Origin of the sequence: Aeromonas sp. R7-4, from assembly GCF_040908055.1 — a bacterium.
Taxonomy (GTDB): Bacteria; Pseudomonadota; Gammaproteobacteria; order Enterobacterales; family Aeromonadaceae; genus Aeromonas; species Aeromonas sanarellii.
The window spans coordinates 1-26,691 of sequence record NZ_JBFODA010000061.1 but is presented as its reverse complement, the minus strand read 5'-3'; the positions used below and the strand labels follow the sequence as shown (position 1 = coordinate 26,691).

Sequence of the window (26,691 nt, the reverse complement as noted above, 5' to 3'; positions counted from 1 at the left end):
CCGTCATCGACGGGCCGCCCCTCTGTCATTTACCCCTTCGACTTGAAGTTTGCCGCCTCGATACCGTGCCGATTCAATAGCTTGTAGAAGTCGGTGCGGTTTCTCCCCGCCATGTTGGCCGCCAGGGTCACGTTCCCCTCCGTGGTGCGCAGCAGGCGGATCAGATACTCCTTCTCGAACTCGGCCCGCGCCTCGTTGAACGAGGGAATACCGCCACCGCCGCCACTCAGGGCCGACTCCACCATGGCCGCGCCTATCACCGGGCTGCAGCAGAGGCTGGCGAGCTGTTCCACCACCCCGCAGAGCTGGCGCACGTTGCCGGGCCAGGCCGCCGCGGCCAGCAGAGCCAGCGCCTCCGGCGAGAAGCCGAGGGCGGCACAATCGGGGTGACGGCTGCGGTAATCGTCCAGCGCCTGGCGCGCCAGCAGCGGAATGTCCTCGCTGCGGGCACTGAGGGGCGGCAGGGTGATGTTCGCCACGTTGAGGCGATAGAAGAGATCCTCGCGAAAGCGCCCCTCCTCCATGGCCGCCACCAGATCCTGGTGGCTGGAACTGATGACCCGCACCTCGGGGGCCCCCTGGCCATACTCCGCCAGCACCTGCAGCAGCTTGGCCTGCAGCGACTCCGACAGATCCCCGATCTCGTCGAGGAAGAGGGTCCCCCCTTTGGCCTCGGCAAACAGGCCGGACTGGCCGTCCTCCCCAAACAGCTGCAGGTCCAGCGCCGCCCAGGGCAGGGCGGCGCAGTTGATGGTGTACAGCGGCTTGTCGCGACGATGGCTGGCCTGATGCAGCGCCTGGGTCATGACCCCCTTGCCGGAGCCGGAAGGCCCCAGGATCAGCACGGGCACGTCCATGGTGGCGATGCTGCTCGCCTGGATCAGCAACTGCTCCATCTGCGGGTTGCGGGTCTGGATGAGAGACTGCCACTCCTGCTGCTGCTTCGGGCGGGTCAGGCTCAGGGCGTGTTCTATGGTGACCAGCAGCTCGTCCTTGTCGATGGGCTTGGTGAGGAAGCTGAACACCCCGGAGCGGGTCGCCTGGATGGCGTCGGGAATGGTGCCGTGGGCGGTCATGATGATCACCGGCATGCCGAGCCACTGGGACTGGATCCGCTCGAACAGCGCCAGTCCGTCCATGCCCCCCATCCGCAGATCGCTCAGCACCAGGTCGGCCCGCTGCTGACGCAGCCTGTCCAGCGCCCCCTCGGCGCTGTCGGCGGTATCCACCTCGTAGCCCTGGCTGCGCAGGCGCATGCTCATCAGCTTGAGCAGGCTGGCATCGTCGTCCACCAGCAGAATGCGGCTCATGCTCTCACTCCCTCTGTGTGAAGAACCGGGGGGATAGCCCCGGCACAGGACCGGCGTGTCATGGCTGGCCCCCTCCATTGAGCTTACGCTCGTTGAGCTGTTCGTCGATGGCGGAGAGCTGTTCTATCTGGCGGCGCAGACGCTGTACCTCCTGACTCTGGTCGTCGCGACGGCTGTCGCGCACCAGCAGCTCCTCGCCGAGGGCTATCCAGCTGCGCAGGAAGGCCTGGGCATCCAGGCCGAGCTCGGGCAGCAGGGATTTGAGCTTGTCCAGCCCGGCCCGACGGCTGGCCACCGATTCGGACGGGTGGGTATTGACCATGGCCAGGCTGACCCGGCTCTCGAGATCGGTGGCACCCGCCAGCCGCTGGCGCTCCTGTGCCCGTTGCTGGGGGTGGCTGGCCAGCAGCCAGTCCGAGTACTGCAGGCGCACCTGCATCTCCTTGTTGGCAAACTCCATCCGCCTGGCGATCGCCTCCTGAGAAGGCTCGGTGAGGCTGGGGGATGGCAGCAGGGAACAGCCCGCGAGCAGGCCCATCATCAACACGGGAACAACAAATCGTTTCATCTTGAACGTCACTTCAGATCCAAGGGAAAACAGGCGTCCGCCTGTTCGTCTCAATATTCGGTTGCAAGGGTGCGCCGGGCGATCGCCGACACGGCAGATCCCGTCATGCCGGGCGCTCTTTCAAATCCAGCCGGAAGCAGACATCCGCCTGCTCATCCTCGATGAGCCTGAGCTCGCCGCCCAGGCTCATCGCCGACTCGCGGGCGATGGAGAGGCCCATCCCGGACCCTTTCAACAATCCCTGGCGCACTATGCTGCCCTGCTCGAAGGGTTCGAAGATCCGTTCCCGCTCGGCCAGCGGGATGACGGGCCCCTCGTTGGCCACCTCCAGCCAGCCCCCGTTTTCCCCCTGACCGGCCCGGATCCAGATCTGGCCCCCTTTGGCGCCGTAGCTGACCGCGTTGGAAAACAGGTTGTCGAGGATGAGTCGCAGGCGATAGGGCTCGGCCTGCAGACTGATGGGCTCGGGCGGCAAGTGTACACTGATTTGCTTGGATTCCAGCGCCAGCCGGTACTCTTCGGACAAGTCTGACAGCAGGGGCGCCAGGGGGACCGCCGTCAGGCTGAACACCTCCTGCTGGCTGAGGCGGTTGAAGTCGAGCAGGCGCTCGATCAGGGTCTGCAGCCGGCGGCTGTTCTCCTCCAGCATCTGGCAGATCTCCTGCTGATCCCCGTTGAGGGGTCCCACCAGCTGTTCGGAGAGCAGATCCGCCCCCTCCCTCAGCACGGCGAGGGGGGTCTTCAGCTCGTGGGAGACGTGGCGCAGGAACTGGTACTTCTGCTGTTCCAGCTCCTTGAGCTTGTCGTGCAACCAGCCGATCCGCTCTCCCAGCAGCACCAGCTCAGCCGGGCCGTCCACCGGGCGCGTGTCCGGCTCGACCCCGGCCCCCAGGCTCAGGATCCGCGACTCAATCTGACGTACGGGGTGAATGATGAGGTAGGTAAACAGCAGCACCAGCAACAGGCTGAGCCCGACCACGAAGCCGCTGACCCACCAGATCTCCTTCCTCAGCTCCGCGATGGCGGCCCGCATCCGGGTCACGTGCTCGTCGACCTGACCCCGGGTGACGATCTCCAGCTGCTGGTTCAGTTCGTTGAACTCGGTGAAATGGGGGCTGTTCGCCTCCTGCCTGGCCTTGCGCAGATCCTGCAGGCCGTCCAACCAGGTCAGCGCGGCCTCGAGATCCCCATAGACCTCGGCATCCGGTATGGACTGCTGATGGGTGCCGAGCAGTTCCCGATAACGGGCCAGCTGCTGCTGATAGCTGGCCAGGATGCGCTCGTCCCCCAGCACCGCGTAGCGGCGCAGGGTGCGCTCCAGATCGGTGGCCTGGGTAGTGAGCAGGGTCGCCCGACGGGTATCCCGCACCGCCCGCTCCATCTCGTCGCTGGTCAGCTGCCCCAGGTGGGAGAGCGCCTGACTGTCGTGCCAGATCATGCCCCCCAGGGGCATCAGCACCAGCACGAAGCCCATCAATACCACCTGGAGCAGGGAACGGGGGCGAACCTTGGTCATCTTCTGCGGTCTCGAGTCGTCATGGGTGGGCCAGCATATCCGCACTGCACCAAAAAGCAAAACCGGCCAGGAGGCCGGTTTGATTGCACCAGGGGCCCGGGATCACGCCAGACCGACGGACGCCAGACAGATGATCATGATCACGGCCAGGGCCCCCGCGGCGGTCAACAGTGCCCATTTCATCTCCACGCTCATGCAAACCTCCTTTCTGCCAATCAGAGTTGGATCACAACAGATAACGATATGTTAATTCATAGTGAATCCAATAACCGTGAGCCGCGTATATATTTCAGACGAGCCCAAACCAAGGAAGGGTACGCATGTTTTATCTCTGCAGCATTGGATCCAATCTCGACCCCGGCCTGCATGTCTGTCAGGCCGTTGAGGAATTGCTGGCACGCTTCGGTCACCTGCGCCTGAGCTCGGTGATCCGGACCAAACCGGTCGGCATGCACTCGCACCACGACTTTCTCAACTGCCTGTTCGTCGTCCAGAGCGAACTCTCCACCGCCCAGCTCAAGGCCGAGTTTGTCACCATGGAGCTGGCCCACGGCCGGGATCGCAACCACCCTCTGTGCAAGTTGGCGGACAGGCCGCTCGACATCGACATCCTGGCCTGGGACGAGCGGGATGACTTCGCCGCCGTCGGGGTGGATGCCTACCTCGGCGAGCTGCTGGCCGAGATGTATCTGGGCGGGCGCATCGAGGCCGGCAAGGTGGTGCTGAGCCTGCCTGGCAGCAAGGTATTTGCACGCCAGCACTTCGGCCACTCCCCCGTCGATCTCCTGCTGCCCGAGGAGCACAGGGGCCTCGGCGGCACGCCGCCGGACAGGGCGTCCCATCACGCGACCATCCGCCACCACTAGCCCCCGCGCAAAACCGCGAGGCGCCCAGGGGCGCCTCGCGTCATCATGCCTCCTAGATGACGGCCAGGGCCCTCCCCCCGTCCACCCGTATGCTGGCCCCGGTCATATAGTCGTTCTGCATCAGCAACTGCACCGCCTGCCAGATGGGCGCTAGCCCCCCTTCCCGCGCCAGCGGCGTCTTTGCCAGCACCTGCTGGCGCCACTCGTCGCCGTGTTCGTCGAGAAACAGGATGGGCCCGGGCTCTATGGTGTTGACCCGCACGGCGGGCGCCAGCTCCCGGGCAAAGCTCATGGCCAGCGAGTGGGCCCCCGCCTTGGTGGCCACATAGCTGGCAAACTGGGGCGCCGGGGCGTGGATATAGATATCGGTGATATGGATGATGCTGGCGTTGGCATTGCGCGCCAGCACGGGGGCCAGGGACCGGTTGAGCTGGAAGGGTGCCGCCATGTGCACCCGGTAGAACTGATCGAACTGGGCCAGCTGGGCCGCCTGCTCATCGGCTTCTGGCTCGAAGGCCGAGGCGTTGTGGATGATCAGCGCCAGATCCTCATGGACACCCAGCGCCCTGACCAAGCGGGCGACCTCCTCCTCCACGGCGAAGTCCGCCTGCACCAGCTCCACCCCCAACGCCCGCAGGCGGGCCAACTCGGGCCGCTCGCTGCGATAGCTGCCCGTGACCTGCCAACCCGCCGCCACCAGCTGCTCGCACAGATAGAATCCCAGTCGGCGGCCACAGCCCGTTACCAATGCACGCATACCCTCTCCTTGTGGTTGTCGCCCTGCCCGACCCATACCGGATCCCGCGAAGGGCCTCTGCTTCGTGAATGGCCTATCAATGTCCGAGACCAAACCCATTGGCCCCACGCCGGGCCGACCGGGCATAGTGACACCATCGACCCTGTTGGAGCCACCATCATGCTACAAGTTCGCGATCATATGCAGCCATTGACCCACTCACTCAGCCCCGAGCTCGGCCTGGCCGAGGCCATGGACAGGCTGCACCTGGCCGATCTCGGCGGCCTGCCGGTGCTGGACGACCAGAGACGGCTCATCGGATTCCTCTCCGAGCAGGATTGCATTCCCGCCCTGCTCACCGGCAGCTATCACTGCGACAGCCGCACCCGGGTCGAGGATCTGATGAGCCGGACACCGCTGTTCGTCGGCCCGGACGACAGCATCCTGGATCTCGCCCGCCAGATGACCGGGGCCAAGCCCAGGCTCTATCCGGTGATGGAGGGGGACAGGGTGATCGGCCTCATCAGCCGGCGCCGGGTGATGCAGGCCCTCAACACCCAGTTGAAGCAATGTCAGGCGACCTGAGGCGACGCTGCCCCCAGGCACGTTCCACGCAGGGGGCGGGCTCCTGCAAACTTCCCCTGCACAACAACGAGCGGCTGGTCCCCCCCTCCCGACTCTGCCACAGGGCGGCCTGCCGATGCAGTGCCACGCCCCTTCCCCGGTGCCATTCTTTTGTCCCCTCCCCATTTCAGGGTTTGCCATCCGGGGTCGTCTCTAGTTAGATATCTGACGGCCACCGCATCCGGCATGCGTGACCTCGTCCCGCGTGCTCAGGAGATGTAACGTGCGAAGCTTGCTCGTGTTCTGCTTGCTGCTGCCCTGCTGGCTGTCGGCCAGGGAGCTGATCATTGGCGGCATCCTTGAGCCGCCCCTGAAGTGGCTGGATGAAGGCGGCCACCCCAGGGGGCTGGACGTGGATCTGGTCAGCGCCATCTTCGGCACCCTCCGGGTCCCCATCAAGATAGAGCTGATCGATTCCGGGGCCAGGCTCACCCGCAATGCCGAGGGCGGCCTCTATGATCTGCTGCTGACCCACTCCTACAAGCCGGAGCGGGAGGCCTACCTGCTCTACCCCAAGCAGGCCCACATCCTCCACAGCTGGCACTTCTTCATACGCAAGGAGTCCGTGGGGCAGATCCACTACGACCATCTGGCGGATCTCAAGCCCTGGCGCATCGGTGTCACCCGTGACTTCTCCTACACCCCCGAGCTCGCGGCAGCCATGGCCGACCCTGCCTACCGCTTCCAGGAGATCCCCATCAACCAGCTGCAACTGCGCAAGCTGATCGCCGGGCGCATCGATGTGGTCCCCATGTCCCTGGTCACCGCCTTCGCCCAGATAAGGGAAGAGGGGCTGGAGGGCAGGCTCGACTACCTACCAAAGCCCCTCAAGACCAGCCCCTACTTCAATGTCTGGACCCGCACCCGGGCCGATGCCGACACCCCGGCCCTGATGGCGGCCTATGACACCGAACTGCTGCACATGAAGCAGGATGGGCGCCTCAAGGCCCTCTACGACAAGTACGGCATTCCCTATCTCGAGCCCTGAGGCCGGCCAACAGCCCTAATCCGGGGCTCGCACGGGAGAGGGATCTCCCACCTCGCTCAGGGTTTCACATCTCTCAAGATGGGGTTTTGCAGGGAGATCAGGGTTTCGGTGGACTGGATCTCGTCTATGGTCTGGATCTTGTGGATCAGCACCGTCTGCAGCTCGTCGATGGAGCGGGTCATCACCTTCATGAAGATGCTGTAGTGACCCGTGGTGTAGTAGGCCTCCACCACCTCGTCCAGCGCCTGCAGCTTGGCCAGGGCCGAGGGATAATCCTTGGCGCTCTTCAGATTGATGCCGATAAAGCAGCAGACGTCGTAACCCAGCTTCTTGGGGTTCACCTGCACCCTGGTCCCCTCGATGATCCCCGCCTGCTTCATCTTCTCCACCCGCACGTGGATGGTCCCCGGGCTGACCGCCAGCTGCTTGGCCAGCTCCGCATAGGGGATACGCGCATTCTCCATCAGGGCGGTGAGGATGGCCTGATCGAGATTATCGATCCGATAATTTTCTGACACTTTTTCGCACTCCCGTTAACGATACCTCATTAATTACACGCATATTTTGATGAAAAAAATAGATAAAGCCTATTTCTATTATCGAATATTGAATTGCTTGCACCATCTGTTGAAGAATCACCGCATTCAACGGGTTCAAGACAGGTCATTCAGCATGAAACAGCACTACATTCGCAGCCAACAACAGATCAGCTTCGTCAAAGAGATGTTCTCCCGCCAACTCGCCCTGCAACTGGGCCTGATGGAGGTACAAGCCCCCATCCTGAGCCGGGTCGGTGATGGCACTCAGGACAACCTGTCCGGCCACGAGAATGCGGTGCAGGTCAAGGTGAAGACCCTGCCGCAGCACAGCTACGAAGTGGTGCATTCGCTGGCCAAGTGGAAGCGCCAGACCCTGGGTCGCTTCGGTTTCGGCCCGGGCGAAGGCATCTACACCCACATGAAGGCGCTGCGTCCGGACGAGGATCGCCTCACCCCCATCCACTCCGTCTACGTGGACCAGTGGGACTGGGAGAAGGTGATGCCGAGCGAGCGCCGGGATCTCGCCTACCTGCAGGAAACCGTGCGCGGCATCTGGTCCGCCATCAAGGCCACAGAGCGCGCGGTCTGCGCCGAGCACGCGCTGACTCCCTTCCTGCCGGCCGAGATCCAGTTCCTCCACAGCGAAGAGTTGCTGACCCGCTACCCGGATCTCGACGCCAAGGGGCGCGAGCGCGCCATCGCCAAAGAGCTGGGCGCCGTCTTCCTCATCGGTATCGGCGGTGCCCTGTCCCACGGTGAGCGCCACGACGTGCGCGCCCCGGACTACGACGACTGGAGCAGCGAGAGCGAGCTGGGGCTGGCCGGCCTGAACGGCGACATCCTGGTGTGGAACCCGGTGCTGGAAGACAGCTTCGAGATCTCCTCCATGGGGATCCGGGTTGACGCCGAGGCGCTGCGCCGCCAGCTCGCCATTACGGGGGACGAGGATCGCCTGCAGTACGACTGGCATCAGGATCTGCTGGCAGCGCGCATGCCCCAGACCATAGGCGGCGGCATCGGCCAATCCCGTCTGGCCATGCTGCTGCTGCAAAAAGAGCATATCGGTCAGGTGCAGGTGGGCGTCTGGCCGGCCGAGATGAAGGAGCGCATCCCCGGCATGCTGTAACGAACGGATGGCGCCCGGCGGCATGCCCGCCGGACGCCAGCAAGTGTGGCAGTGCGGACTGAGCGAGCGCAGTCCGGACAGGCTGTAAGCAGGAGGCCATCTTCGACGGCCCTCTGCGAAAACGGGGCTTGCCCCTGCGACCCGCTCGACCCACGCCAGGTCGCATTGAATACATTCCTCCCGGCAATCTTCGGATTGCCGTTTTTTATGTCGGAAAACTGTACTCGAAACCGGCCCCGATCGGGTGCTGACGCGGCAGTCTCGCCTTTCTGCTGCCGGTACAGTGACAGGCAAACAGCTTCTCCACCGCTTCCTCTTCCAAATAGGCGCCGAGCGCCGCCGCCCGCTGCGGACCGGAAAACTTCAGATGCAGGCCGCCGATGACGGCGTGGCTCCGCTCCTCGCCACACACCTCCCTGGCCCGCGCTATGATGTTCTCGACCCCGGCGTGACCGCAGCCGATAAAGACGATCAGCCCCTGCTCGCTCTTGTAGGCCAGTGCCGAGTCGTCGCTGATAAGGTCTTTCTCCACCCGTCCGCCCCGCACTATGTAGCCGAGCAGCGAGGGGGCGGCCCTGTCGCGCCGCACAATGCTGCCGAGGAACACCAGACGATCAGAGATCCACACCGGATCGGCCGAGCAGTGGGGGAGCAAACCTTTGGCCGCCAGCGACTCCTGAGCCAGCACCCCCGACAGGCGATAGAGGTTGCATCGCCAGAAGGGGATTGGCAGGAAGTAGCCCCGCTCATTGAACACATCCGGACAGGCGATCAGCGGGATGGGCGTGGCATAGCGGGGCAGCGAGCCGACCCCGCCCACATGGTCGTAATGACCGTGGGAGAGCACCACGTGGGTGAGGGAGGCGAGATCGATCCCCATCACGGTGGCGTTGTGACGCAAAGCCCGGCCACGGCCGCTGTCGAACAGCACCCTGAGGCCGTCGCACTCCAGCAGCAGCGCCAATCCCCGCTCGGGCAGACAGCCTGGCCGATAAACATCGTCATCCACCAGCACGGAAAAGGTGAGCATCAGATTTTCCCTCAAAACAAAACGCAGGCACTGAGCCTGCGTTTTTTATCGACCAACCGGTTACTGGGTCATGGTGAGACCGTTGCTGTCCGCCCCGAGCAGCAGCCGCTTGCCGGGGATGACCCGACCCGAGAGCAGAGCCTGGGCCAGCGGGTTCTCCACCTTGTGCTGAATGGCCCGCTTGAGGGGCCGCGCCCCGTAGACGGGGTCGAAGCCCGCGTGCACCAGCTTGGTCAGCAGCTCCTCGCTCACCTCCACCTCGAAGCCCTGGGACTCCAGACGGCTCATCAGGCTCTTGAGCTGGATGCGGGCGATGGACTTGATGTGCTCCTCGCCGAGCGGGTGGAACACCACGGTCTCGTCGATCCGGTTGATGAACTCCGGGCGGAAGCTGCGGGTCAGCACCTCCATCAGCATGGCCTTCATCTCGTCGTAATCCTTCTCGGAGTGGTGCTCCTGGATGAGATCCGAACCGAGGTTGGAGGTCATGATGACCACGGTGTTGCGGAAGTCCACGGTGCGGCCCTGACCATCGGTCAGTCGGCCGTCGTCCAGCACCTGCAACAGGATGTTGAACACGTCCGGGTGCGCCTTCTCCACCTCGTCCAGCAGGATCACCGAGTAGGGGCGACGGCGCACCGCCTCGGTGAGATAGCCCCCCTCCTCGTAACCCACGTATCCCGGAGGCGCCCCCACCAGACGGGCCACGCTGTGTTTCTCCATGAATTCGGACATGTCGATGCGCACCATGGCGTCCTGGGTATCGAACAGGAACTCCGCCAGCGCCTTGCACAGCTCGGTCTTGCCCACCCCGGTGGGGCCCAGGAACAGGAAGGAGCCGATGGGGCGGTTCGGGTCGGACAGCCCGGCACGGGAGCGACGAATGGCGTTGGAGACGGCGTCCACCGCCTCCTCCTGGCCGATCACCCGGCTGTGCAGCTGATCTTCCATCCGCAGCAGCTTCTCCCGCTCCCCCTCCAGCATCCGCGCCACCGGAATGCCGGTCCAGCGCGCCAGGACGTCTGCAATCTCCACGTCGGTGACCCGGTTGCGCAGCAGGCTGGTCTCCTGCATCTCCGCCTGGGTGGCGAGGTCGAGCTGTTTCTCAAGCTCGGGGATGCGGCCATACTGCAGCTCGGACATGCGGCCCAGGTCGCCTGCGCGACGCGCCACCTCGAGATCCTGACGGGCCTGCTCCAGCGCCGCCTTGATGTGCTGGGTACCGGCGAGGGCGGCCTTCTCGGCCTTCCACACCTCTTCCAGCTCGTTGTATTCCCGCTCTTTTTCACTCAGCTCCTGATTGAGCAGATCGAGGCGCTTGCGGCTGGCGTCGTCGTCCTCCTTCATCAGCGCCTGCTGCTCCAGTTTCAACTGGATGATGCGCCGCTCGAGGCGGTCCAGGGATTCCGGCTTGGAGTCGATCTGCAGCCGGATGCTGGCCGCCGCCTCGTCGATGAGGTCGATGGCCTTGTCGGGCAGCTGGCGATCCGCGATGTAGCGGTGGGACAGCTGGGCCGCCGCGACGATGGCGGGGTCGGTGATCTGCACGTGGTGGTGCAGCTCGTAGCGCTCCTTCAGGCCGCGCAGGATAGCGATGGTGTCCTCTACCGAGGGCTCCTCCACCAGCACCTTCTGGAAGCGGCGCTCCAGGGCGGCATCCTTCTCCACATACTGGCGATACTCATCGAGGGTGGTGGCGCCGACGCAGTGCAGCTCGCCACGGGCCAGGGCGGGTTTGAGCATGTTGCCCGCGTCCATGGCCCCCTCGCCCTTGCCGGCGCCGACCATGGTGTGCAGCTCGTCCACGAACAGGATGACGTTGCCCTCCTCCTTGGCCAGATCGCTGAGCACCGCCTTGAGCCGCTCCTCGAACTCGCCGCGATACTTGGCTCCGGCCACCAGGGCCCCCATGTCGAGGGAGAGCACCCGCTTGTTCTTGAGCCCTTCCGGCACCTCGCCGTTGATGATGCGCTGGGCCAGCCCCTCGACGATGGCGGTCTTGCCGACACCGGGGGCGCCGATCAGCACGGGGTTGTTCTTGGTGCGGCGCTGCAGCACCTGGATGGTGCGGCGGATCTCGTCATCCCGGCCGATCACCGGGTCGAGCTTGCCGAGTTCGGCCCGCTCGGTGAGATCTATGGTGTACTTCTCCAGCGCCTGGCGGTTCTCCTCGGCGTTGGCATCCTCCACCTTCTTGCCGCCGCGCACCTTGTCGATGGCCGCGTCGAGTTTTTCCTTGGTCAGCCCCTGGGCGCGCAGCAGCTCGCCGAGGGTCCCCTTCTCGTCCAGGGCCGCCAGCACGAACAGCTCGGACGAGATGAACTGATCCTTGCGCTGCTGGGCCAGCTTGTCGCAGACGTTGAGCAGCCGGCCGAGGCCGTTGGAGAGCTGAACGTCCCCCTCCACGCCGCTGACGCGGGGCAGGCGATCGAGCTCCTCACCGAGGCGCGAGCGCAGGGCATTGATGTCGAGCCCGGTCAGGGCGAGCAACGGACGAATGGAGCCGCCGTCCTGATTGAGCAGGGCGCTCATCAGGTGGACGGGTTCGATGAATTGGTGGTCACGACCCAGTGCAAGAGACTGGGCATCGGAAATGGCAATCTGGAATTTGCTGGTCAGGCGATCGAGGCGCATTGCACTCCCCCTTCAAGACAGACGCCGCTTGCGCGGCAAACAACATAACTTTCTGAGATGAAAGATGAGGCCCGTACGGGCTATTTCAAGGGGCAGGCCTGGTTATTTTTTCTGCAAGGCGGGAAGGAGGCAGCATCCCCCGCCCGGCAAGATGCAGGGCGGGGGAAGAGGTTAGGGAGCCAGCCAGACGATGGAGGCCATGCGACCGGTCTGGCCATCGCGGCGGTAGGAGTAGAAACGCTCGGAATCGCTGAAGGTACAGTGCTCGCCGCCATAAACGGCGGTGACGCCGGCACGGGCCAGCCGCAGCCGGGCCAGCTGATAGATATCCGCCAGCCATTTCCCTTCGCTGGACGAAGGGACGAACGCAGCCGCCGCTTCCGCCTGCTCCGCCATAAAGACGTCGCGCACCTCGCCGCCCACCTCAAAGGCCGTGGGGCCTATGGCCGGGCCCAGCCAGGCGAGGATCCCCCCCGGCTCGCAGCCCATGGCCGCGATGCTCTCCTCCAGCACGCCCCCCTGCAGCCCGCGCCAGCCGGCATGGGCGGCCGCCACTACGGTACCGGCCCGATCGCAGAACAGCACCGGCAGGCAGTCGGCGGTCATCACTATGCAGCCCAGCCCGGCCTCGCGGGCACAGGCCGCATCGGCCTCCGGCGCCCCCCCATACTCGCGACTCACGGGATGCACGGCGGTGCCATGCACCTGGTTGAGCCAGTTGAGAGGGCCGGGGATCCCTGCGGCCTCTTGCAGCAAGGTGCGGTTGGCCTCGACCCTGGCCGGCTCGTCTCCCACGTGAGCCCCCAGGTTCAGGCCGGCAAAGACCCCCTCGCTCAGGCCCCCGTTTCGGGTGGTCGACAGGGCCCTGACGTTGCCCGGCGCGGGCCAGTCGGGTTCGATCCAGTTCATCTGTGGCTCCTTTCGGTCATATAAAGCGGGGCCCCTTGGCTGCAACCAGTCAAGGGGCCCCGTGTCAGATCATGCTGGGCAGGTTGCGGCAGGAATCGTCGCAGAACTGCCGCTGTCTCAGTTCCAGACCAGATCGTCCGGGTTGGCCAGGGTATCCGCCCGCAGCACCTCCATCAGATCCACCATGTCCTGCGGCGTGGGGGAGTGCCACTCCATCACCTCACCCGTGATGGGGTGGGCCAGCTTCAGCATGGTGGCGTGCAGTGCCTGGCGATGGAAGTTGCGCAGGGCCTCGGTCAGCTCTGGGGTGGCGTTGCGCAGCAGACGCAGACGGCCGCCGTAGGCGGGATCCCCCACCAGGGGATGCTTGATGTGGGCCATGTGCACGCGGATCTGGTGGGTGCGACCGGTCTCCAGCCGCAGCCGCAGGCGGGTGTGACCACGGAATTTCTCGTGCACCCGGTAGTGGGTGACGGACTCGCGCCCATTGGGCACCACGGCCATGTGGGTACGCTGGGTCGGATGACGGCCGATGGGGGCATCGACGGTGCCGCCCGCAGTCATGTGACCGATGGCGATGGCCTCGTACTCACGGGTGATCTGGCGCGCCTGCAGCGCCTCCACCAGGTGGGTCTGGGCCGGAATGGTCTTGGCCACCACCATCAGGCCGGTGGTGTCCTTGTCCAGACGGTGCACTATGCCGGCACGAGGCACCTCGGCGATGCCGGGGTAGCGGTGCAGCAGGGCGTTGAGCACTGTGCCGTCCGGCGTGCCGGCGCCCGGGTGGACCACCAGGCCGGCCGGCTTGTCGATCACCAGGATGTGTTCGTCTTCATAGACGATGTTGAGCTCGATGTTCTGGGCATCCCAGCGGGTGTCGTCTGCCAGTTCCACATTCACATGCACCTGCTGCCCGGCCACCACTTTCTCGCGCGGGGTATTGGCAACCTGACCGTCCAGGGTCACTCTGTCCTGTAAAATCCACTCCTTGATGCGGGTGCGGGAGTAGTCGGGAAACAATTCGGCCAGGGCCTGGTCGAGTCGCTGCCCGAATTGGTGATCCTGAAATTCGCCTGTCAGTTCAATATGCTGGCTCATGTATGGTCTCTTGAGCGGGGGTATCAATTCAAAATAATCCGGGTATTCTAGCTTTTCTTTTAGCCAAGCATAACGGATACTTTGCCAATTTCGTGGAAATGGACCGGATGTTGTTGATGGGAAAGAAGTCTCACCTGCTGATGTCGCTCGCCTTGGTTGCCACCCTGATCACTGGCTGTTCCAGCACCAAACCCAAGGTTCCCGACGAACCGCCGGAAGTCCTGTACCATAAAGCCCGGCTCAAGCTGGATGCAGGCAACTACCTGAATGCCATCGAGTTGCTGGAGGCGCTGGATTCCCGCTACCCGTTCGGTGCCTATTCCAACCAGGTACAGCTCGACCTCATCTACGCCTACTACAAGCAGGACGACACCGCCCAGGCGGTCGCCAACATCGACCGTTTCATCCGCCTCAATCCGGCGCACAAGAACATCGATTACGTCTTCTACATGCGCGGTCTGACCAACATGGCGGCAGACTACAACTTCTTCCAGGACTTCCTGGGCATCGATCGGGATGACAAGGACCCCTCCTACGCCCGTCAGGCCTTCCAGGACTTCAAGACCCTGCTGCAGAACTACCCCAACAGCCAGTATGCAGCCGACGCCCGCGCCCGCATGATCGGCCTGAAGAACCGCCTCGCCCGTTACGACCTAGGGGTGGCCGAGTACTACGTCAAGCGTGACGCCCTGATCGCCGCCGCCAACCGCGCCAAGCTGGTCGTCGAGACCTACCCCGACACGGCGGAAACCGAGAAGGCGCTGGAGATCATGGTCAACGCCTACGACACCCTCAAGATGCCGACCCTGGCCCGCCACGCCCGCGAAGTGCTGGCCAAGAACTACCCGGACAATCGCCTCGGCCGCGGCTGAGCGTTCAACGGACAATGAAAAACCGGAGCCAGTGGCTCCGGTTTTTTTATGGGTCTATGCCGGCTTGCGGCTCGTCAGCTGGCCTTACCCTGCTGCTTGGCCCGCATGATGTTGATGATCTCGATGTCGGTGTCCAGCATCCCCTGCTTGGAGAGGCGCCCCAGGTTGGCGATGGTCTGATCCACGTCGTCGGAGACGATCCCCTCGCTCTGGGGCACCCGCAGGTTGTTGATGGCCATCAGCGAGGATTTCACCGCCGCCGAGGTGGAGGTGGAGACCTTCATGGAGCAGGCGCTGCCGGCGCCGTCGCAGATGATGCCGGAGACGTCACCAATCATGTTGTTGATGCAGTGGCTGATCTGCTCGAACTGGCCGCCGAGCAGCCAGGTGATGGCGGCCCCCGATCCCATGGCGGCGGTGCTGGCGGCGCACAGGGCGGAGAGCTTGTTCTGGTACATCTTGATGTAGATGGCCACCAGGTGGCTCATCACCAGGGCGCGGGCCAGCTGCTCGTCATCGGCCTTGAGGAAACGGGCGGCCGCCACCACCGGCATGGTGGCGGCGATGCCCTGGTTGCCGGAACCCGAGTTCGACATGGCGGGCAGCATGGCGCCGTCCATCCGCGCATCGGAGGCCGCAGACGACAGGCGCATGGCCAGCGTCATCAGATCGTCGGACAGCAGCTTGCGCTCCACCTGTTCCGTCAGGATCTTGCCGATGCGCAGGCCATAGCCCTGCAGCCCCTCGTCCGCCAGCGCCTGGTTCATGCTGGCCGCCTCGCGGATGAAGTCTATCTCGGCCAGGGGCGCCTGCAGGGCGAAGTCGACGATCTCCCGCAGGGTCATGGCGGGCTTGTCGAACCTGGGGGCTGGATCTGCACGCCCGGGGCGCTGTCCTGCGCCAGCAGCACCTCGCCATCCTTCTCCATCAGCACGATGCGGGTGTGGTCGGTGCAGATCACCACCCGGGCGCTGTGGCCGTCCACCTCTGCCAGCACCTCGGCGTAGAGCACGTCAGGCACGTCCTTCACATCCACCTGGATGATGGGCAGCAGCCCCTTGGCGGCCTCCACCTGGGCCGGCGTCAGGGCCTTGAGTACCTCCAGCCCGGCGTCCGGGTTGCCCCCCGTGAGGCCGACGGCCGCCGCCACCGGCAGGCCTATCATGCCGGTGCCCGGCACCCCCACCCCCATGCCGTTCTTGAACAGGTTGCCGCTGACCCAGACGCTCACCCGGGTCGGCACCTGCCCCAGCAGCCTGCGGCAGTTGGCCGCCGCCAGGGCCACCGACATGGGTTCGGTGCAGCCCAGGGCCGGCACCACTTCACGCTTGAGCAGGGTAATAAAGTCGGTCCATTGTGCTTTCATCTGTGGTTTCTCTGGTTCACTGTACCGCGGTCATCCCATGACGGTGTCGGGTCACGCCTCGGGGTGGCCCGCCGGGCCACCCTGTTCATGCAACTTAATTTGATTCTAACGGGGCGGATATCAAATAAAATTGAGCCCGCTCCCCTTTTGCCGCCATTATGCCTTCCCGCAGGGGCAAGGTCACCGGATTGCTGCGCTGCCGCCGGCACGCGCGCCCCGCCATCCCGGCGAATCTCTTTGCCATCAATGCCTTGGCCCCGGTAAAAAAACAGGCAATAAAAAAGGAGGCCGAAGCCTCCTCTTGTCTCATCCCATCGACCCTTAGAGCGCCTTCAGGATGGCCTCGACGCTGGCCTTGGCATCGCCAAACAGCATCTGGGTGTTCTCCTTGAAGAACAGCGGGTTCTGGACCCCGGCGTAGCCGGTGTTCATGGAGCGCTTGAAGCCGATGACGTTCTGCGCCTTCCACACTTCCAGCACCGGCATGCCGGCGATGGGGCTGCCCGGATCTTCCATGGCGGCCGGGTTGACGGTGTCGTTGGCACCGATCACCAGCACCACGTCGGTGTCGGCGAAGTCATCGTTGATCTCGTCCATTTCCAGCACGATGTCATAGGGGACTTTCGCTTCCGCCAGCAGCACGTTCATGTGACCAGGCAGACGACCGGCCACCGGGTGGATGCCGAAGCGCACCTTGACGCCACGATCACGCAGCTTCTGGGTGATCTCGGCCACCGGGTACTGGGCCTGCGCCACCGCCATGCCGTAGCCTGGGGTGATGATGACGGAGCTGGCGTTCTTCAGCATGTCGGCCACGTCTTCGGCGTTGGTCTCGCGGTATTCGCCCAGCTCCTGCTCGGCGGTGGAGGCCACGCCGTCGGAGCCAAAGCCTCCTGCGATCACGGAGATGAAGGAGCGGTTCATCGCCTTGCACATGATGTAGGAAAGGATGGCACCGGAGGAACCCACCAGGGCACCGGTGACGATCAGCAGGTCATTGGAGAGCATGAAGCCCGCCGCCGCCGCCGCCCAACCGGAGTAGGAGTTCAGCATGGAGACCACCACCGGCATGTCCGCACCACCGATGGAGGCGACCAGGTGCCAGCCGAAGGCGAAGGCGATCAGGGTCATCACCAGCAGGGCGAAGGTGGAGCCACCGGCGTTGACGAAGTGGATCATCAGCGCGATGGAGACCACCACGGCCAGCAGGTTCAGCTTGTGGCGGTGCGGCAGCATCAGCGGCTTGGAAGAGATGAGGCCACGCAGCTTGCCGAACGCCACCACGGAACCGGTGAAGGTCACGGCACCGATGAAGACGCCCAGGAACACTTCCACCAGGTGGATGTTCAGCATGGCGCCGGAGAGGTGCTCGACCTGGGCGACGCTTGCCGCCTGCTCGAACGCCGCCCGGGCGGCTGCCAGGGTCGCATCCAGGTTGGAGCCGACGGAGACCACCACTTCAGCGGGGGCGGAGGGGTGCAGATCGATGAAGCTGTTGAAGCCCACCAGCACCGCTGCCATGCCCACGAAGCTGTGCAGCACGGCCACCAGCTCGGGCATCTCGGTCATCTCGACCTTGAGGGCCAGACGCACGCCGATGGCGCCACCGATGGCCATGGCCAGGATGATCCAGTGGACGCCACTGGTTTCCGGGTTGAAGACGGTGGCGAGCAGGGCGATGGCCATCCCCGCGATACCGAACAGGTTGCCATGCTTGGCCGTTTCTTGCTTCGACAGTCCCGCGAGACTGAGGATGAAGAGCACGGCGGCAACGATATAGGATGCTGTTACCAGTCCTTGAGACACGTTAAACCCCCTTAATCCTTACGGAACATCTTCAGCATGCGCTGAGTGACGGTGAAGCCACCGAAGATGTTGATACTGGCAATCAGCACGGCGACAAAGGCCAGCACGGTGACCAGGGTCGACCCTTGTCCAATCTGCAACAGCGCACCGACCACTATGATGCCGGAGATGGCATTGGTGACCGACATCAGCGGCGTGTGCAGGGCGTGAGAGACGTTCCACACCACGTAGTAACCGACCACGCAGGCCAGGATGAAGACGGTGAAGTGGGAGAGGAAGGCGGCAGGCGCCACGGCGGCCACCCAACCGAAGGCGGCGATGCCGAGGGCACCGAACACGAACTTCTTGTTGGAGGGCTTGCTCTCTTCTTTCTTGGCGGCCGGTTTGGCGGCAGCGGGCTTCTGCGGGGCGGCAGAGACGGAGATGGCGGGGGGCGGGAAGGTCACTTCACCGGCCTGGATCACCGTCATGTTGCGCTGCACCACGTCTTCGAAGTCGATGGCGACGTTGCCGTCCTTCTCCTTGCACATCAGCTTCATCAGGTTCACCAGGTTGGTGCCGTAGAGCTGGGAGGATTGGGCAGGCAGGCGGCCCGGCAGATCGGTGTAACCGATCACCTTGACGCCGTTGTCGGTGACATGCAGTTCACCCGGTACCGTGTATTCGCAGTTGCCGCCGGCCTGGGCCGCCATGTCCACGATGACGGAGCCCGGCTTCATGCTGTCCACCATTTCCTTGGTGATCAGCTTGGGTGCCGGCTTGCCCGGGATCAGGGCGGTAGTGATGATGATGTCCACTTCCTTGGCCTGCTGGGCGAACAGCTCCATCTCGGCCTTGATGAACTCTTCGCTCATCACCTTGGCGTAACCGTCGCTGGAAGCGCCATCTTCGCCGCCGAAGTCCAGCTTGAGGAATTCCCCACCCATGGACTCGATCTGCTCGGCCACTTCCAGACGGGTATCGAAGGCACGCACGATGGCACCGAGGGAACCGGCGGTCCCGATGGCGGCCAGACCGGCCACACCGGCACCGATGACCAGCACCTTGGCGGGCGGAACTTTACCGGCGGCGGTGATCTGGCCGGTGAAGAAGCGACCGAACTGGTGCGCGGCTTCCACGACGGCGCGATAGCCACCGATGTTGGCCATGGAAGAGAGGGCGTCGAGGGACTGGGCACGGGAGATCCGCGGCACCATGTCCATCGCCATCACATTGATGTTGCGCTCGGAAAGCTTCTTGACCAGCTCGGGGTTCTGGGCGGGCCAGATGAAGCTCACCAGGGTGGCACCATCCTTAATTTGTGCGATTTCGGCCTCGGTCGGCGCGTTGACCTTGAAGACAAGGTCGGCTTGCCAGACGTTCGGTACCACGCTGGCACCGGCAGCCTCGAAGGCGGCATCATCGAAGCTGGCTCGCAGGCCGGCACCGGCCTCGATGGCAACCTCGAAGCCGAGCTTTTTCAGCTGCTCGACAGTGGCCGGGGTCGCTGCGACCCGGGTCTCACCGGCGAGACTCTCTCTCGGTATTCCAATCTGCATGACTATTCCCTGATGGTTAATAAACAATCATCGCCAAGTCTCTCATGTCTGAGGGGACAAGGCATGATCAAAGTGCAGGTCACGGGCCCTTTGTTATGAAAATCAGCAGGCTTCACCTCGACCTCCTGTCACGGTCAGGCCCCCGCTTTTCAGGCGCGAGGGTGATTAGTATCAAATTTTGGAGTTTTATTACAACCACGGCCCCGGGCGGGCGGGTACAGAATTCAGCCCATCCCGGACCATGATTAAAAAAAACAAACCAAATTAGGGGCTTATACCAGCAAAAAGCGCTAAAAAAAGTGATCCAACCAGTCAAAAAAAATGTTTAACCCGGCCTCTACCTTAGCGTTTTTTGTTCTTACGAAATCTGCCGTTGGCTCATCTGATGAGATGAAAAGGGAAAAAGTAACCATTTTGCAACGATCAGGGGGCCGCGTCCCCGCCTGCTGGCGGGTTCGGGCCCCCTGATGCAACCGGGCCTGCGGCCCGTTTCAGGCACGCTCTGCTTACCAGGCGGCCTCATAAATATGCCGGCTCTGGGCCAGGTCGATGTCGCCGTGCTCACCCAGGGCGGTCATGCCGTGCTCTTCGAGCTTGGCCAGCAGGGCGTCGATCCGGGCGTCGGCCACGTAATCCCGCAGCCGGGTCTTGATCCCCATCCGCTCGAAGAAGTCGCGGGTGGCGGCGATGGCACCGTCGATACGCGCCTCGTCACTGCCGCTGCGCAGATCCCAGACCCGCTCGGCGTATTGCAGCAGCTTGGCGCGCTTCTGCTCGCGCTTGGCATTGAGCAGGGCGGGCAGCACCACCGCCAGGGTCTGGGCGTGATCCAGACCGTGCAGGGCGGTGATCTCGTGGCCCAGCATGTGGGTGGCCCAGTCCTGGGGCACGCCAGCTCCGATCAGGCCGTTCAGTGCCAGGGTGGCGCTCCACATGATGTTGGCGCGCACGTCGTAGTTTTCCGGCTCCACCAGCGCCTTGGGCCCCTCTTCCGCCAGGGTCAGCAGCAGCCCTTCTGCGAAGCGATCCTGCACCTTGGCATCCACCGGGTAGGTGAGGTACTGCTCCAGGGTGTGGATGAAGGCATCCACCACCCCGTTGGCCACCTGACGGGCGGGCAGGGTGTAGGTGAGCACGGGGTCGAGCACGGCGAAGCGCGGCATCACGAAGGGCGAGAAGAAGTGCTGCTTGTCCCCAGTGCTCTTGCGAGTGATGACGGCGCCCATGTTCATCTCGGAACCGGTGGCCGGCAGGGTCAGCACGCTGCCCAGGGGAATGGCGGAGGCCACCTCGCCACCCACGGTCTCGAGGATGTGCCAGGGATCCCTGGCCGGATCGTAGTGAGCGGCCGCGGCGATGAACTTGGAGCCGTCCAGCACGGAGCCGCCACCGACCGCGAGCAGGAAGTCGACCTTCTCGGCGCGGGCCAGTTCGACGGCACCCATCAGGGTCTCGTAGGTGGGGTTGGGCTCGATGCCGCCAAACTCAAACAGGGTCAGGCCGGCCAGCTCGCTGCGGATCTGGTCCAGCAGGCCGCTGCGCACCACGCTGCCACCGCCGTAGGTGACGAGGATGCGGGCGTCGCTGGGGATCTGGCCGCGCAGCTGGGCCACCTGGCCCTTGCCGAACAGCACCTTGGTGGGGGTGTGCAGGATGAAGTTGTTCATGGGATCTCCCGGGGTGGTCGTAGTCGGTAAGGTATGGGTTGCATTTTTCTCTTATAACCCCCTACCATCAAGGGAGCTTTCTGCCGATTTCTTGCCTATTTCTACTGAGTCTGGATAAATGAATACAAATCAGCCCATCGCGGCGACCCACCAGTCCGCCCTCGCCTCCCGGCTCGCCGCCCTGGCGCCGCACCCGGGGATCACCGCCGCCCCCGTGCCCGGCGTGCACCTCATCTACACCACGGAGCATCACGACCGCATCCCGGTGCTCTACCGCCCGCGCATGATCATCATCCTGCAGGGGCACAAGGTGGGCTACCTCTCGGACTTCACCTTCCGCTACGACCCCGAGCACTACCTGATGATGACCCTGCCGCTGCCCTGCGAGTGCGAGTGCTTCGCCTCCCCCGAATCCCCCCTGGTTGGGCTCTCGGTGGAGATCGACGTGGCGGCGCTGCAGGCCCTGCTGCTGGAGATGGGGGACGCGGCCCCCGCCCCGGCGGAGCCGGGTCGCGGCGTGGTCTCCGTGCCCCTCTCCGAGACCATGCTCTGCGCGGTGGAGCGCCTCATCGACGTGATGGACAAGCCGCTCCACGCCCGGGTGCTGGGGCCCCAGATCGTGCGCGAGATCCTGTTCCACGCCCTGCACGAAGGGGGGGCCCCCGCCCTGCTGGCCATGGCCAGCCGTCACAGTCAGGTGAGCCAGATAGCCCGAGTGCTGCGTATCATGGAGCAGCGCTTTACCGAGAACCTGACGGTGGAGGAGCTGGCCCGGGAGGCGAACATGAGCGTCTCGGCCTTCCACCACCACTTCAAGGCGGCCACCGCCACCTCGCCCCTGCAGTACATCAAGACCCTGCGCCTGCACCGGGCGCGGTTGATGATGCTGCACGACGGCCTCAAGGCCGGGGTGGCGGCGGACAAGGTAGGCTACGAGAGCGGCTCCCAGTTCAGCCGCGAATACAAACGCTTCTTTGGCAACACCCCGAGCGAACACGCGGCACGCTTCCGCTCGGGACAACTGCGTATCGTGGAGGGATGACATGCGCACACTGATCCTGCTCGTTCTGACCCTGCTGGCCACCGCCTGCACCGGCATTCCACCGGGACATCAGGTGGTCAAGCCCTTCCAGCTCGACCGTTACCTGGGCACCTGGTACGAGGTGGCCCGCCTCGATCACGGTTTCGAGCGCGGCCTGAACCGGGTCACCGCCAGCTACAGCCTGAGGGACGACGGCGGCGTCAGGGTGCTGAACCGGGGCCAGGACGAGGACGGCCAGTGGCGCGAGGCCGAGGGGTGCGCCTACTTCGTGGGCGAGCGCGACGAGGGACGCCTAAAGGTGAGCTTCTTCGGCCCCTTCTACGGCAGCTACAACGTGCTGGCGACCGACTACGAGCTCTCCCTGGTGAGTAGCTACAACCTCCAGTACCTCTGGATCCTCTCGCGAACCCCCAACCCGCCCGAGGAGAAGGTGCAGGCCCTGATCGCGCAAGCCAGGGCGCTCGGCTTTGCCACCGACCAGCTGATCCGGGTCAGTCAGACCCCCTGAGCCGGCAACACACAAGGGCAGCCCGCGGGCTGCCCTTTCTCGTGGCTGAATGACGGGAGGATCAGAGCCGGAAGCGTCCTATCTCCTGCTCCAGCCGCTCGGTCAGTGACTTGAGCTCGGCGGCCTGAGCCGCTTCCTCCCCGGCCTGCTCCGCCAGCGCCTGGGAGACGTGGCGGATGTTCTCGGTGTTGCGGCTGATCTCGCCGGTCACCGAGGTCTGCTCCTCGGCCGCCGCCGCTATCTGGGTCGCCATGTCGCTGATGGAGCCGATGGCCTCGTTGATCCGCGCCAGGCTCTGGTTGGCGGATTCCGCATCCTCCACGCTGGTGCCCGCGAGCCGACGGCTGGTCTCCATGCCGCCCACGGCGCGGCGGGTGGTCTGCTGCAGGGCCTCGATCATCTGCTGGATCTCGGCGGTGGAGTCGTGGGTGCGGCGCGACAGCACCCGCACCTCGTCCGCCACCACGGCGAAGCCCCGCCCCTGCTCCCCGGCCCGGGCCGCCTCGATGGCGGCGTTGAGCGCCAGCAAATTGGTCTGCTCGGCGATGCCGCTGATGGTGGCCAGGATGCCGCTGATCTGCTGGGCATGGCCATCCAGCTCGTGAATGGTCTGGCTCGCGTCGGACACCTCGTCCGCCAGCCCCGTGATGCTGCGCTGGCTCTGGCCGACCTGGGACTGGCCGGCGACGGCCAGGCTGACCGCCTCCCCGGCGGTGGTGGCGGCAAACTCGGCGTTGCCGGCGATCTCCTGGGTGGCGGAGGCCATCTCGGTCACCGCGGTCGCTACCATGACGATCTCGTCCTGCTGCTGGCGCACCCGCTGGCTGCGTGCCTCGGCCCCTGCCGCCTGGGTCCTGGACTGGGCCGCCAGCTCTATGGTGACGTCCCGCAACCGGCTGACGATGCCGTGCAGCCGGGTCACGAACAGGTTGAAGTTCTGGGCCAGCAGTCCCACCTCGTCCTTGCTGCTGGTGGCGATCTGCACCGTGAGATCCCCCTCGCCGTGGGCGATGGCGGCAAGCGCCTTCGACACCCGGCCGAGATCGGCGAACAGGTAGTTGAACATGGCGATGAGCAGGGCGCCGAACACCAGCAGCAGCACCAGGGTCAGCCCCACCAGTTGCCACAGCAGGGTGGCGAGCGGGGCTTCCAGCACGTCCTTGTACATCACCATGGCGAGCAGCCAGTCGGTGCCGGGCACCCCCTGCACCGAGAGCAGCACCTCGCGCCCGTTCAGGTTGGCGCCGTGCAGCTCGCCGTCCCGGCTCCACGCATCCAGCGCAGCCCCCGTGAGGCCGGGATCCAGCTCCGCCACCTGCTTGAGCGCCAGCTCCTTGTTCGGGTGGCCGACGATGAGGCCGGCACGATCGAGCAGCATGGCGTAGCCCTCCCCCTGTACCTTCATGGCCAGCACCTCGTCGATCAGGGCATCGAGGGAGAGATCCGCCCCGGCGACCCCGATCACCCGGCCCTGGTGGCTCACCGGCTCGGCCAGGGTCACCACCATCTGCTGCATGGTCACGCTGACATAGGGAGCGGTGACGATGAGTCGGCCCGCCTTGCTGGCGTTCTGATACCAGGGACGCACCCTGGGGTCGTAGTTGGCGGTGTTGAGGGAGGGATCGTGGCGGGTCATCTCTCCCTGCTCCGAGCCGAAGTAGGTCAGACCAAAGCCGCCCGAGGTGCGGGTCTGCAGCAGGTGCGGCACCAGGGTCGTCTCGGGATTGTCGGCAATCACGGCGGCCAGGGCATCGACCGCGTGCTTGCGATCCGCCAGCCAGTTGCCGATGGCCACCGAGTGGGCGTGGCCGTAGTTGACCGCCTCGCTCTGGATGGCGCCCAGGGTGCGGGATTTGAGGGTGTGGAAGGCGACGATACCGAGCAGGGCTGCCATCAGCAGCACTACCCCCAGGCTGGCCGCGAGCAACTTGCCGCGCAACGAGAGAGTCATGACAACGAATCCTTGTGGTAGCCGGGGGTCGGAAATACCCCCATCTTGGTAGATCTATCGGCAGTATGATGAGCAGACTTTAGTGAATCCTGTTGATTTATCATGACTCGGCAACAGGTTGTGCCGTGGGTCACGAAAAACTACCAAGTCTTCAGCCGATATCCGTCTCGACAGATGGCTATGCAGGGACGCAATCCGTGCTAGGGTGGACTCCTTCAAACCCTGATAGATAAACCTGCCATGCCCCGAAATATCGAGATCAAAGCCAGCATAGAGCGGATAGATGATCTACTCCCCAAGGCACTCGCCATCGCCGATCAGGGCCCCGTCGAGATCGAGCAGGATGACTCCTTCTTTCGCTGTGACGCCGGTCGTCTGAAGCTGCGAACCTTTTCCCCCTCGGCCGGCGAGCTCATCTTCTACCGCCGCGCCGATCAACAAGGCCCCAAGGAGAGCTTCTATCAGCGTAACCGTTCACCGGGAGGATGTTGACAACAACTCTTCCGGGAGCGGGTAGTCTGTTTTCTCTATGCAGGCACCGACCACGGCCCTCAGCCATTCCTGCGGACAGCGACCTAACCGCTTGGCTGTCTCTATCAAAGACAAGATGCGCTGCCGAAACAGCTCTCCCCGATGTGACCAAACGCCATAGCTCCCCTTGCGCCACAGCACATACCCGCGTAGCGCCCGTTCCGCCTCATTATTGGTCAAGGCTATCTCGTCGTTTTCCAGAAAACGCCACAGCATTTCATCATCCTTGAGCAGTAGCCGACAGCGACCTCGGTAGCGCTTGCTGCACAGCAAACTGCCTCGCCCCAGCTCTTTTCGCCAGCTTTGCCGACATCGCTCAAGCCTTCGCTGATATTGTTTCTGGCTCAACACGCCTTGTTCATAGCCATGTCGAACCCTGAATACGCTATTTGCGAGAAGCACCAGTCGGGCCCCAATGGGCTGATTGACCTTTTCGCCGCTGTCGGCAATCGCTGCCACATTGCGCAGTACATGGGCCCAGCACAGCTGACGCTGGCTGCTGTCGATGAAACGGTATCCTGCGTACTGGTCTGTCACCAACACGCCATCCAATTCTGAGCCCAGCAGCCGTTTGGCCGCATCCTGACCCCGGCCAAACGCCGTCATGAAACAGACGGCCACCTTGCTCAGTGCCAGCCACATCCAGCGCCGCTCACCACCACGCTGATGCCGTGTTTCATCGGCATGGATACAGGAGGCTGATTGCACTTGTTGTTTGATGGCCTGGTGCGTCGGGGTCAACATGGCACTGACTCGCCCTTGCGCCTCGCTGATGGCGCCGCGACTGAAGCTCAGGCCGAAGTGCTGTTTAAGCTGTTGTTGTATCTGGCTAATGCTCTGGTGAAACAGACCACTTTGCAGGGCGATGTAGCTCAGCAGGTTGGTCCCCATCTGGCTGCTGCTCACCGTCTCGGGCAACGGAGCCGGGCTGGTCTCGATGCAATGACAACAGGTGCCGCTAAAGAGCTGATGTTCGGTCACCCTGTAGCTGACCTCGGGCAGGTCAAAGACCTGATGGACGCGGTAGGGTTTGTCATGAAATACCACATTGCCCCCACAGCAGGCGCACTGTCTGGCAGGGTAATGGGGTATTACCGTCAGCCGTTCATCCGCTGGATGACGCTCACGCCGAGCGCCTTTGTGGCCCGGTTGGGCGCCGCGTTTTTTACCTGAGGCAAGGCGCGGCCGAGCAGGTGGTGGTGAGCCTGGCCCATCACTGGAAGGAGGCTTGGAGGAATTGCCGCTGTGCTGGTTGAGTCGGTCTTCTAGCTCGGCGATGCGCGCCATCAGCTTCTGAATAAGTTCATTAGCCTGCTCAAGGGTCAGCGGCGAAGCGGCCGGTGGGGTCATGGATGTGCTCATGCCCCTGATGGTGCCAAGCTGACAGGATCACGCAAGAGGCAATAGTGGATCACCGGACGATCGTCTCATTTTTTACCTGTCAACTGGTCTGGGTGAACCGTTAC

General features: G+C 64.0%; 22 protein-coding genes and 2 pseudogenes. 8 read left to right on the top strand and 16 right to left on the bottom strand.

Annotated features, from left to right (window positions below; translation table 11 throughout):
- Positions 1–29: 29 nt before the first annotated feature.
- The 4 genes from AB5Y72_RS16720 to AB5Y72_RS16705 all read right to left on the bottom strand — a co-directional run bounded on the left by AB5Y72_RS16720 (position 30) and on the right by AB5Y72_RS16705 (position 3,589).
- A complete protein-coding gene (locus AB5Y72_RS16720; RefSeq protein ID WP_209794262.1) occupies positions 30–1,310 on the bottom strand; it encodes a sigma 54-interacting transcriptional regulator in 1,281 nt (426 codons plus the stop codon).
- A gap of 58 nt (positions 1,311–1,368) precedes the next feature.
- The gene (locus AB5Y72_RS16715) at positions 1,369–1,878 is read right to left on the bottom strand and encodes a hypothetical protein (RefSeq protein ID WP_216991490.1); all 510 of its coding nucleotides are present in this window, start codon (positions 1,876–1,878) and stop codon (positions 1,369–1,371) included.
- Positions 1,879–1,981: 103 nt separating this feature from the next.
- Positions 1,982–3,394, bottom strand: a complete 1,413-nt coding sequence (locus AB5Y72_RS16710; RefSeq protein ID WP_042078795.1) for an ATP-binding protein — start codon at positions 3,392–3,394, stop codon at positions 1,982–1,984.
- Between the two features lie 102 nt (positions 3,395–3,496).
- A complete protein-coding gene (locus AB5Y72_RS16705) occupies positions 3,497–3,589 on the bottom strand; it encodes a YnhF family membrane protein (protein WP_157005474.1) in 93 nt (30 codons plus the stop codon).
- A gap of 125 nt (positions 3,590–3,714) precedes the next feature.
- Between AB5Y72_RS16705 and AB5Y72_RS16700 the strand changes: the two genes are divergently transcribed.
- Complete coding sequence (locus tag AB5Y72_RS16700) at positions 3,715–4,260, top strand: 2-amino-4-hydroxy-6-hydroxymethyldihydropteridine diphosphokinase (RefSeq protein ID WP_216991489.1); 546 nt, start codon at positions 3,715–3,717, stop codon at positions 4,258–4,260.
- A 52-nt stretch (positions 4,261–4,312) separates the two neighbouring features.
- Here the strand turns inward: AB5Y72_RS16700 and AB5Y72_RS16695 are convergent, their stop codons facing one another.
- Positions 4,313–5,017 (bottom strand): SDR family oxidoreductase, encoded by a 705-nt coding sequence (locus AB5Y72_RS16695; RefSeq protein ID WP_209794267.1) that lies wholly within the window; start codon positions 5,015–5,017, stop codon positions 4,313–4,315.
- 159 nt (positions 5,018–5,176) lie between these two features.
- On the opposite strand from AB5Y72_RS16695, the gene AB5Y72_RS16690 reads away from it, so the two are divergent.
- Together AB5Y72_RS16690 and AB5Y72_RS16685 are read left to right on the top strand one after the other, a co-directional pair.
- Entirely contained in the window at positions 5,177–5,581 is a 405-nt protein-coding gene (locus AB5Y72_RS16690; protein ID WP_209794269.1) for a CBS domain-containing protein, read from the top strand.
- A gap of 262 nt (positions 5,582–5,843) precedes the next feature.
- Positions 5,844–6,608 (top strand): substrate-binding periplasmic protein, encoded by a 765-nt coding sequence (locus AB5Y72_RS16685; protein ID WP_368199270.1) that lies wholly within the window; start codon positions 5,844–5,846, stop codon positions 6,606–6,608.
- 56 nt (positions 6,609–6,664) lie between these two features.
- Here the strand turns inward: AB5Y72_RS16685 and asnC are convergent, their stop codons facing one another.
- Positions 6,665–7,126: a transcriptional regulator AsnC gene (gene asnC, locus AB5Y72_RS16680; RefSeq protein ID WP_041211931.1), complete on the bottom strand. Its 462-nt coding sequence runs from the start codon at positions 7,124–7,126 to the stop codon at positions 6,665–6,667.
- Between the two features lie 154 nt (positions 7,127–7,280).
- On the opposite strand from asnC, the gene asnA reads away from it, so the two are divergent.
- Positions 7,281–8,273: an aspartate--ammonia ligase gene (gene asnA, locus AB5Y72_RS16675; RefSeq protein ID WP_042078789.1), complete on the top strand. Its 993-nt coding sequence runs from the start codon at positions 7,281–7,283 to the stop codon at positions 8,271–8,273.
- A gap of 205 nt (positions 8,274–8,478) precedes the next feature.
- On the opposite strand, the gene AB5Y72_RS16670 is transcribed toward asnA, so the two are convergent.
- The 4 genes from AB5Y72_RS16670 to rluD form a co-directional block, all read right to left on the bottom strand.
- Positions 8,479–9,303, bottom strand: coding sequence for an MBL fold metallo-hydrolase (locus tag AB5Y72_RS16670; RefSeq protein WP_368199269.1), 825 nt, complete (start codon positions 9,301–9,303; stop codon positions 8,479–8,481).
- Positions 9,304–9,363: 60 nt separating this feature from the next.
- Positions 9,364–11,937: an ATP-dependent chaperone ClpB gene (clpB, locus tag AB5Y72_RS16665; RefSeq protein WP_042078787.1), complete on the bottom strand. Its 2,574-nt coding sequence runs from the start codon at positions 11,935–11,937 to the stop codon at positions 9,364–9,366.
- Positions 11,938–12,108: 171 nt separating this feature from the next.
- Positions 12,109–12,846: a peptidoglycan editing factor PgeF gene (pgeF, locus tag AB5Y72_RS16660; protein WP_042078786.1), complete on the bottom strand. Its 738-nt coding sequence runs from the start codon at positions 12,844–12,846 to the stop codon at positions 12,109–12,111.
- Between the two features lie 117 nt (positions 12,847–12,963).
- Entirely contained in the window at positions 12,964–13,944 is a 981-nt protein-coding gene (gene rluD, locus AB5Y72_RS16655) for a 23S rRNA pseudouridine(1911/1915/1917) synthase RluD (RefSeq protein ID WP_042078785.1), read from the bottom strand.
- 116 nt (positions 13,945–14,060) lie between these two features.
- On the opposite strand from rluD, the gene AB5Y72_RS16650 reads away from it, so the two are divergent.
- The gene (locus AB5Y72_RS16650) at positions 14,061–14,816 is read left to right on the top strand and encodes an outer membrane protein assembly factor BamD (RefSeq protein WP_042078784.1); all 756 of its coding nucleotides are present in this window, start codon (positions 14,061–14,063) and stop codon (positions 14,814–14,816) included.
- A gap of 74 nt (positions 14,817–14,890) precedes the next feature.
- Here the strand turns inward: AB5Y72_RS16650 and AB5Y72_RS16645 are convergent.
- The 4 genes and pseudogenes from AB5Y72_RS16645 to yqhD all read right to left on the bottom strand — a co-directional run bounded on the left by AB5Y72_RS16645 (position 14,891) and on the right by yqhD (position 21,193).
- Positions 14,891–16,182 (bottom strand): annotated as a pseudogene (locus AB5Y72_RS16645) (serine dehydratase subunit alpha family protein).
- 321 nt (positions 16,183–16,503) lie between these two features.
- Entirely contained in the window at positions 16,504–17,988 is a 1,485-nt protein-coding gene (gene pntB / locus AB5Y72_RS16640) for a Re/Si-specific NAD(P)(+) transhydrogenase subunit beta (protein WP_010675995.1), read from the bottom strand.
- An 11-nt stretch (positions 17,989–17,999) separates the two neighbouring features.
- Positions 18,000–19,526 (bottom strand): Re/Si-specific NAD(P)(+) transhydrogenase subunit alpha, encoded by a 1,527-nt coding sequence (gene pntA / locus AB5Y72_RS16635; RefSeq protein WP_318162434.1) that lies wholly within the window; start codon positions 19,524–19,526, stop codon positions 18,000–18,002.
- A gap of 506 nt (positions 19,527–20,032) precedes the next feature.
- Entirely contained in the window at positions 20,033–21,193 is a 1,161-nt protein-coding gene (gene yqhD / locus AB5Y72_RS16630; protein ID WP_368199268.1) for an alcohol dehydrogenase, read from the bottom strand.
- 118 nt (positions 21,194–21,311) lie between these two features.
- On the opposite strand from yqhD, the gene AB5Y72_RS16625 reads away from it, so the two are divergent.
- Complete coding sequence (locus tag AB5Y72_RS16625; RefSeq protein WP_368199266.1) at positions 21,312–22,235, top strand: AraC family transcriptional regulator N-terminal domain-containing protein; 924 nt, start codon at positions 21,312–21,314, stop codon at positions 22,233–22,235.
- Between the two features lies 1 nt (position 22,236).
- Complete coding sequence (locus AB5Y72_RS16620; protein ID WP_368199265.1) at positions 22,237–22,743, top strand: lipocalin family protein; 507 nt, start codon at positions 22,237–22,239, stop codon at positions 22,741–22,743.
- 61 nt (positions 22,744–22,804) lie between these two features.
- On the opposite strand, the gene AB5Y72_RS16615 is transcribed toward AB5Y72_RS16620, so the two are convergent.
- On the bottom strand, positions 22,805–24,694 hold the full coding sequence (locus AB5Y72_RS16615; protein WP_325782797.1) for a methyl-accepting chemotaxis protein: 1,890 nt from the start codon (positions 24,692–24,694) through the stop codon (positions 22,805–22,807).
- Positions 24,695–24,934: 240 nt separating this feature from the next.
- Between AB5Y72_RS16615 and AB5Y72_RS16610 the strand changes: the two are divergent.
- Positions 24,935–25,159, top strand: a pseudogene (locus AB5Y72_RS16610) (adenylate cyclase); the annotation flags it as partial.
- A gap of 9 nt (positions 25,160–25,168) precedes the next feature.
- Here the strand turns inward: AB5Y72_RS16610 and AB5Y72_RS16605 are convergent.
- Positions 25,169–26,587, bottom strand: coding sequence for an IS66-like element ISUnCu16 family transposase (locus tag AB5Y72_RS16605; protein ID WP_201972752.1), 1,419 nt, complete (start codon positions 26,585–26,587; stop codon positions 25,169–25,171).
- Positions 26,588–26,691 lie beyond the last annotated feature (104 nt).